General features: G+C 60.4%; 7 protein-coding genes. 1 reads left to right on the forward strand and 6 read right to left on the reverse strand.

What is annotated here, in order from left to right; all coding sequences use genetic code 11:
- Positions 1 to 169: 169 nt before the first annotated feature.
- The 4 genes from VK792_RS19215 to ugpA all read right to left on the reverse strand — a co-directional run bounded on the left by VK792_RS19215 (position 170) and on the right by ugpA (position 4,884).
- Positions 170 to 1,510 (reverse strand): tyrosine-type recombinase/integrase, encoded by a 1,341-nt coding sequence (locus tag VK792_RS19215; RefSeq protein WP_326299516.1) that lies wholly within the window; start codon positions 1,508 to 1,510, stop codon positions 170 to 172.
- Positions 1,511 to 2,139: 629 nt separating this feature from the next.
- Positions 2,140 to 3,144, reverse strand: a complete 1,005-nt coding sequence (gene ugpC, locus VK792_RS19220) for a sn-glycerol-3-phosphate ABC transporter ATP-binding protein UgpC (protein ID WP_326299517.1) — start codon at positions 3,142 to 3,144, stop codon at positions 2,140 to 2,142.
- Positions 3,145 to 3,148: 4 nt separating this feature from the next.
- Positions 3,149 to 3,985 carry a sn-glycerol-3-phosphate ABC transporter permease UgpE gene (ugpE, locus tag VK792_RS19225; RefSeq protein WP_326299524.1) on the reverse strand — a complete coding sequence of 279 codons (837 nt, stop codon included), beginning with the start codon at positions 3,983 to 3,985 and terminating at the stop codon, positions 3,149 to 3,151.
- 17 nt (positions 3,986 to 4,002) lie between these two features.
- Positions 4,003 to 4,884, reverse strand: coding sequence for a sn-glycerol-3-phosphate ABC transporter permease UgpA (gene ugpA / locus VK792_RS19230; RefSeq protein WP_326299518.1), 882 nt, complete (start codon positions 4,882 to 4,884; stop codon positions 4,003 to 4,005).
- A gap of 54 nt (positions 4,885 to 4,938) precedes the next feature.
- Between ugpA and VK792_RS19235 the strand changes: the two genes are divergently transcribed.
- Positions 4,939 to 5,109, forward strand: coding sequence for a hypothetical protein (locus VK792_RS19235; RefSeq protein ID WP_326299519.1), 171 nt, complete (start codon positions 4,939 to 4,941; stop codon positions 5,107 to 5,109).
- Here VK792_RS19235 and ugpB read toward each other — a convergent pair.
- Together ugpB and VK792_RS19245 are read right to left on the reverse strand one after the other, a co-directional pair.
- Positions 5,106 to 6,407 carry a sn-glycerol-3-phosphate ABC transporter substrate-binding protein UgpB gene (gene ugpB, locus VK792_RS19240; RefSeq protein ID WP_326299520.1) on the reverse strand — a complete coding sequence of 434 codons (1,302 nt, stop codon included), beginning with the start codon at positions 6,405 to 6,407 and terminating at the stop codon, positions 5,106 to 5,108. The genes VK792_RS19235 and ugpB overlap by 4 nt on opposite strands.
- 95 nt (positions 6,408 to 6,502) lie before the next feature.
- Complete coding sequence (locus VK792_RS19245) at positions 6,503 to 7,132, reverse strand: HAD-IIA family hydrolase (protein WP_326299522.1); 630 nt, start codon at positions 7,130 to 7,132, stop codon at positions 6,503 to 6,505.
- Positions 7,133 to 7,451 lie beyond the last annotated feature (319 nt).

Here is a 7,451-nt window from a genome sequence, read left to right on the forward strand (position 1 = left end):
ATCAGCATGACTCGCACGGCCAGCACCAAATGGGAATCCCAATTCGGACTCGTTTGTCGCGATCAATCCACTAGGTGTTCGTTGATCGTCGCCAGCTTCGTCCAAGGATCGTCTTCGGCACTGTGTTCGTCGGTGTCAAAACCGTAGGGTATGTGGGTATTCTTCGCCATTAGCCTGCCGCCCCTCTGATAGGCACGACGTTTTCGGCGGGTGCATTGCCATGACAGAACGAGGCCCAATCGCCCATCATCGCGCGACGGCGCTCTACCATGTCGCTGCGTTGGTAGGCGCGTTCTACGGAACTTGCTACTACATGCGAAAGCGCCATTTCCGCCATGTCGCGGTCATAGCCCCGCTCCGCCGTCCAAACCCGGAAGGTCGAGCGCAGCCCGTGAGGCACCGCAGGACGCCCGCTGTCGGGGTCCAGCCATCCTTTCCGCCCTGCCTTCACTTCGGCTTCCTGCATCCGCCGCATGGTCGCTGACAGGGCCATATCGGACAGCATACCGCCCCGAACGGCGGGGAACACATAGGGCGAACCGGACACGCGCGGGGTCGCCTTCAACAGCGCCACGGCTTCGTCAGACAACGGAATGCGGTGGTCGCGTTCCATCTTCATACGTGCGCCCGGTATCTTCCAAATGCGTGCTTCAAGGTCGATTTCATCCCAAGTCGCGCCGCGCACTTCGCCCGACCGCGACGCGCACAGCACGGCGAATTCTAGGCACCGCGTCGCTATGCCTTGGCGCTTGCGCAATTCGGCAAACCACTTCGGGAAATCGGCTTGGGTAAGTGCGGGCTGTTTCGTGACCTTCGATACCTTGGAAGGCTTCGGCAGAAGTTCCTTGAGATTGCCCGCCCAACGCGCCGGGTTATCGCCCGTCCGGTAGCCCGACACAGTTGCCCAAGAAAGAACGCTTTCGATACGACCACGAAGGCGGGTTGCGGTGTCCGTTTTCGTTTCCCACAGTGTGCCGCCCCCTTCGTCTACCGGCTGATTGAGGACGCGAAGCACGTCTTGGTGCGTGATGTGGGCAACGTCCATGTCACCAAGCGTCGGGACGGCGTAGGTGTCCAAGCTGCTACGCCAGTCTTTGCGGTGCTTTTCGTTGCTGAATTCGCTTTCCTTGCGGGCGTGCGCCTTGGCAATGGCGTCCCTGAACAGCATCGTTTGGTTTGCTTCTTCGTACTTTGCGGTCAAGGCGCGGCGTTGTTCGGCCCGTTCTTCGATAGGGTCGCGGCCTTCGCGCACCATAACGCGTAGCCGTTCAACTTCTTCGCGGGCCTTCTTCAACGTGAGTTCGTCAATCGGCCCTAGCCCCATGCCACGGGTGTTGGGCACCAACTCGCCCCGCCGGTTCTTGCGCTTGCCAAGCGTGAACTTAAACACCCAAGACTTCGTGCCCCACTTCGACACTTGCAGGTACAATCCCTTGCCGTCCGCGTAGTGACCCGGCTTGGTCAACGCTTCGATCTGTTTCGCGTTCAAGCGCCCTTTGTCGTATGCCATGCCGCCAAAATTCCTACTCAATTTCTACTAACGAAATATCGTGGAACCATCGGGACTTTGCAAGAGTCAGCGGGAAGATTATTTCCGTTAACCCATTGACTCTAAATGTTAACGCGGGGCGTCGTCAGAACCGCCGGGAACCCAGCATGGCCGCTACCGCCGGAGCCAAAGATTTCAAGGACTTAGCGCTCGCCCGCTAAGTCCTTTTTCCTATTGAATACAAAATAAGTACAGTGGATGTGCTTCCGACTGTTCCGATCGCTACCAAGTCGCTGCCACATCACCCCACACGGCACACAACCCACGTGCAGTGAACGCAAAGCCCGGTAGCGACAATAGCGAAACCGACTGCTTAGAACGCAAAGACCGTGCAACCTGTTTGGAACTCGTCGCTGTGCCTTGCTGTCAGATCCGATCTACTTGAGGGTGCGTATCGCTCTGAAAAATCAATCAATCCGGTCCAGGTCCCCTATCAAACCGAGGGCCTGAACACTCAGGAAGCAAAGCGTCTACAAATCTGGGGGGCACCTCATCCATCCAGTTCCTCGCGCCGCTCGAGGCTGCAAGCAGACCGACCATCCGCACCGGCCCCCTTCTCGACGCTACGAACGTGCTGAAGCTCAGCGCCTTCACGCCCGGATGCGCTTGCCGTTCGCGTCAAATCGCATTTCAGCACTGTCGTGCCAATCCAGAAGGGTTGTGCGGCCCACGTGCGGCACCGGCGCCTGGGCGTCCTGGCGCACCGTGACCGGCGCACCGTCAGCGCAGTGCAGGTGCACCAGCGTCTCTGCGCCAAGCGCCTCGCAATACGCGACAGTGGCGCTCAGCTTGCCTGTGGCGGCGATGCGCGTGTGTTCGGGACGCACGCCAATGCGCAGGTCCGGTGTCCGGCCCAGCAGCGTGCCGGAGAGAAAATTCGTCGGCGGCGACCCGATGAAACCCGCGACGAATTCCGTGGCCGGATCGGCATAGACCTCCAGTGGCTTGCCGATCTGATCGGCCACACCGCCGTTCATCACGATCATACGGTCCGCCATTGTCATCGCCTCGACCTGATCGTGGGTGACATACAGCGCCGTCACGCCCAATTCGCGTTGCAACGCCTTGATCTCCAACCGCATCTGGACGCGCAGCTTGGCATCCAGGTTGGACAGTGGTTCGTCGAACAGGAAGACCGCCGGCTTGCGAACGATGGCGCGGCCCATGGCGACGCGCTGGCGCTGGCCACCGGACAATTCGCGTGGTTTGCGCTGCAAATAGGGTTCCAGTTGCAGCATCCGGGCGGCCTGCGCCACGCGCTCTTCGATTTCGGCGCGGGGCACCTTGGCGATCTTGAGCCCGTAGGCCATGTTCTCAAAGACTGACATATGCGGGTACAGCGCGTAGTTCTGGAACACCATGGCGATGTCGCGCGCCATCGGCTCCTCTTCGTTCACGCGACGGCCGTCGATCAGGATGTCGCCCGAGGAAACGGTCTCCAACCCTGCCACCATCCGCAGCAGCGTGGATTTCCCGCAGCCCGATGGCCCCACGATCACGATGAATTCGCCATCCGCGACGTCAATGGACACGCCATGGATGACATCGGTTTTGCCAAAGGATTTCTTGACGGTGTTGAGGGTAAGCGTTGCCATTGGTCTATTTCTCGCTTTCCACAAGTCCGCGGATGAACAGTTTCTGCATGCCGACCACGACGATCACCGGCGGCACCATCGCCAGGATCGACGTCGCCATGATCGTGGGCCAATGCGCAAAATCATCGCCCGAGGGGAACATCTGCTTGATGCCCATGACAATGGTGTTCATCGATGGATCGGTGGTGATGAGCAGCGGCCAGAGGTACTGGTTCCAGCCGTAGATGAATAAGATGACAAAGAGCGCGGCAATGTTTGTTCGGCTCATCGGCAGCAGGATATCAAAGAAGAACCGCATCGGTCCGGCACCATCCACCCGCGCGGCCTCGGCCAGTTCGTCCGGGACAGTCATGAAGAACTGCCGGAACAGGAAGGTTGCCGTCGCACTGGCGATCAGCGGCAGGATCAGGCCCTGATAGCTGTTCAGCATCCCGAAATTCGCAATCACCTCGTAGGTGGGCACGATCCGCACCTCGACCGGCAACATCAATGTCAGGAAGATCAGCCAGAAAAACAGCTTGCGGCCCGGGAAGCGGAAATAGACGATGGCAAAGGCCGACAGCAGGCTGATCGCGATCTTGCCCAGGGCGATGCCCATCGCCATGATCAGCGAGTTGCCCATCATCAGCGCCACCGGCGCGTTGACCCCGGCAGTCAGAGCGCGGGTGTAGTTTTCGACGAACTGGTCGCCGGGCCACAGCGGCATCGGCGGACGAATGATCTCGGTGTTGGTGACGGTCGAGGCGACGAAGGCCAGCCAGATCGGGAAGAAGATGAACGCGACGCCGACAATCAGCCCCAGATGGGTCAGCCACAGGCCCGCGCCGCGTTTTTCAACCATGCCGTTACGCTCTGCCATCAGTAATGCACCCTGCGTTCGATGTATTTGAATTGCACGACGGTCAGGATCGACACGACCACCAGCAGGATGACCGACTGCGCGGCAGAAGACCCCAGATCCTGCCCGACAAAGCCGTCGGAGTAGACCTTGTAGACCAGGATCGTGGTGGCCTGCTGCGGCCCGCCACTGGTGATGGTGTGGATCACGCCAAAGGTTTCGAAGAAGGCGTAGATGATGTTCACCACCATCAGGAAAAACGTCGTGGGCGACAGCAGCGGAAAGACGATGGTGCGGAACCGTGTCCAGAAATGTGCGCCGTCGATGGCGGCGGCCTCGATCACCGATTTCGGGATCGCCTGAAGGCCGGCCAGGAAGAACAGGAAATTGTAGCTGATCCGCCCCCAGGCGCTGGCCACCACCACCAGTCCCATCGCCTCGCCTTCGTTGAGGACGTGGTTCCAATCATAGCCCAGAACGCCAAGATACCAGGTGACCACGCCAACGCGGGTGTTGAACATGAACATCCACAGCACGCCCGCCACGGCGGGAGCGACGGCATAGGGCCAGATCAGCAACGTGCGATAGGTTCCCGATCCCTTGATCAGCCGGTCTGCCAGGATGGCGAGGTACAGCGCCACGCCCATCGACACCAACGTGACCAGGATCGAAAACACCGCCGTGGTGACAAAGGAGGCACGGTAATACCGATCAGAAAGCAGGTACTCGAAATTGCCCAGACCCACCCATTGCATCGACAGGCCGAACGGATCGGGAATGAACAGCGACTGCCAGATCGCCTGCCCCGCCGGGTAGAAAAAGAACACCGCCGTGATGATGATCTGCGGCAGGACCAGCAGCAGGGGCAACCAGATGCCTTTGAAGGTGACACGTTTTTCCATCAGCCCTTCACCTTGGCGCGACGCGGTCGCATTTTGAGGGAAAGCAGAACAGCCATGACCGTCAAGTTCTCCATTTCATCGACCGACCAGCAGCGGGACGAAGACCAGCAAAAGGAAATGGTCACAAGCATATTTCACGGCGGGCAGAAACATCTGGTGCGGATGCTCACACGGTTGAAACCGAAGGGTGAAGGGGCCCCGAAGGGCCCCTTCGACAGAGGTTAGCGGTTGGCCTGCTCGAACCGGCGCAGCAGCACGTTGCCGCGCTCCACGGCCGAATCCAGAGCGGTCTGGGCGTCCTTGTCCCCGGCCCAGACGGCCTCCAGCTCTTCGTCGATGATGCCGCGGATCTGGTCGAACGAGCCCAGGCGCAGGCCTTTGGAGTTTGACGTCGGCTCTTTCGCGGTCATCTGGATCACGGCAATATCGGTGCCGGGGTTGGCCTCGTAAAAGCCCTGGCTGCGGGTCAGTTCGCCTGCCGCGCTGGTGATCGGCAGATAGCCGGTGTCCTGGTGCCACTTGGCCTGGATTTCCGGCGAGGACAGGAAGTCCATGAAGGCCGCGACGCCCGCATATTCGGCATCCGACTGGCCTTCCATCACCCACAACGAAGCACCGCCGATGATGGTGTTCTGCGGCTCGGCCGCAACGGCTTTCCAGTAGGGCAGCGGGCGCACTTCAAAATCGAACTCGGCCTCTGCCTTGATGCCGGCATAGCCCGCCGAAGATTCGGTGAACAACGCGCATTCGCCGGCGCGGAAGTTGGCGCCGCCTTCGTTGCGGCGACCCGCATAGATAAACTTGCCGTCCTTGGCCCACTGACCCATGGCGGTGATATGCGCCACTTGCACCGGGCCGTTGAAGGCCAGTTCGGTGTCGGTGCCCTCAAACCCGTTGGCCCGGGTCGCAAACGGCACGTCGTGATAGGCCGACAGGTTTTCCAGATGAATCCAGCTTTGCCAGGCCGTGGTCATCGGGCAATCGACACCCGCCGCCTTGAGCTGATCCAGAACGGAGCTGACCTGTTCCCAAGTGGACAGATCGGTATCGGGGTCGATGCCCGCCTCCGACAGCTTGTCACGGTTCACCCACAGCACGGGCGTGGAGGAATTGAACGGCAGCGACAGCATGTTGCCGTCGGACGAGGTGTAGTAGCCCTTGACCGATCCGATGTACTTGGACTGGTCAAAGCCGTCGCCCATCACCTCGTACACGGGTTTGATCGCGCCCTTGGCGGCCATCATCGTGGCGGTGCCCACTTCGAACACCATCAGGATGTCAGGCTGCTCGCCCGCGCGGAACGCGGCGATACCGGCGTTCAACGTTTCCGAATAATTGCCCTTGTGCGTCGCCACCACCTTGTAGTCGGACTGCGAGACATTGAAGGTTTCGACCTGCTCGGCCACCAGTTCACCCAGGCGTCCGGTGAAGGCGTGCCAAAACTCGACCTCGGTCTGGGCACTGGCCGCATGGGCCGATCCCAGGACCGCCGAGACAGCAAATAGGCTGATCGTGTGTTTCATGTCGTGCTCCCTTTTGTGGCTTGGTTCAGGCAGCTTCGCCGCCCTGCGTGGCGCTGTTAGCCGCGCGATGTGAAAAGCGAATGACAAGACATAGGTCATGGCCGCTCCACAATGATGTCGGGCAGGATTCCGGACCGCCGGATCGCGTCCTCCACATCCTCACCCGCAAAGAACCCGTAGCCTGCAACCAGCGCCGAGCAGACACCCGCAGTCTGTGCGCCCAGAATATCGGTGTGCAAACTGTCGCCCACCATGACGACACGCGCGCGGTCCACCTCGCCCAGCCGGCCAAAAGCCAGGTCAAAGATGTTGCCGAAAGGTTTGCCGTAGAACTCGGGCACGATGCCCGTACGATCCGCGAGGCGATGCGCAAAATTGCCCGGTTCGGTCGAAAACCCTGTTTCGCGCGGGGCGACGATATCAGGATTGCCAACCAGCACCGGGCGTGGCCTGCGGGCAAGGGCCTTTTCCAGCAGGGTCTGGCGCGCTTCGGTCCAGGCGGCGCTGCCGATCATCAGAAAGCCGTCGACCTGGTCATAGGCGGCCGGCCCTTCCTCGAGATAGGTCAGGTTCAACCCCTCAAGATCGCGCAGCCCGGTCCTGCGCGTCGCCATCAACCCCCAGTGCAGATCCCGCCGCCCGTGCAGACCGGCGAGCAGGGTCATGCGGCTGGTGATCACGTCCCCGGGCGCAAAGTCATAGCCGAGTCGGGTGTATTTCTCCATCAGCGCGGCATGGGGAAATCCGCCCCAGCACGCCGTACCACACTGCCAGCGCGACAGGGGTCGTGCGGTCGACCGACAGGTCTGATGTCAAATCCGTATTTTTGATCGCCCTATCAATGCCCTTTGCATGGATCGTCAATCGCGGGTCAAACTTACTTCGCGAGGCGCCAAAGACCGGCGGCAGTCTGCCAATTCCTTGCCTTACCCAAACTCGGGGCATGACGATCTGAAGTCACGCGCCGTCCTAGTGGATTGAATCCAACATTTGGAACCCTCGATTTCTTGCGGCGATGATGTCGTTGGGGTCTGCCCGCCAAAC

Origin of the sequence: Mesobacterium hydrothermale, assembly GCF_035818635.1 — a bacterium.
Classification (GTDB): domain Bacteria; phylum Pseudomonadota; class Alphaproteobacteria; order Rhodobacterales; family Rhodobacteraceae; genus Mesobacterium_A; species Mesobacterium_A hydrothermale.

Coding starts and splice junctions, on each gene's coding strand:
- VK792_RS19215 (WP_326299516.1), bottom strand. CDS start 1,510: ATGGCATACGACAAAGGGCGCTTGAACGCGAAACAGATCGAAGCGTTG.
- ugpC (WP_326299517.1), bottom strand. CDS start 3,144: ATGGCAACGCTTACCCTCAACACCGTCAAGAAATCCTTTGGCAAAACC.
- ugpE (WP_326299524.1), bottom strand. CDS start 3,985: ATGGTTGAAAAACGCGGCGCGGGCCTGTGGCTGACCCATCTGGGGCTG.
- ugpA (WP_326299518.1), bottom strand. CDS start 4,884: ATGGAAAAACGTGTCACCTTCAAAGGCATCTGGTTGCCCCTGCTGCTG.
- VK792_RS19235 (WP_326299519.1), top strand. CDS start 4,939: ATGACCGTCAAGTTCTCCATTTCATCGACCGACCAGCAGCGGGACGAA.
- ugpB (WP_326299520.1), bottom strand. CDS start 6,407: ATGAAACACACGATCAGCCTATTTGCTGTCTCGGCGGTCCTGGGATCG.
- VK792_RS19245 (WP_326299522.1), bottom strand. CDS start 7,132: ATGGAGAAATACACCCGACTCGGCTATGACTTTGCGCCCGGGGACGTG.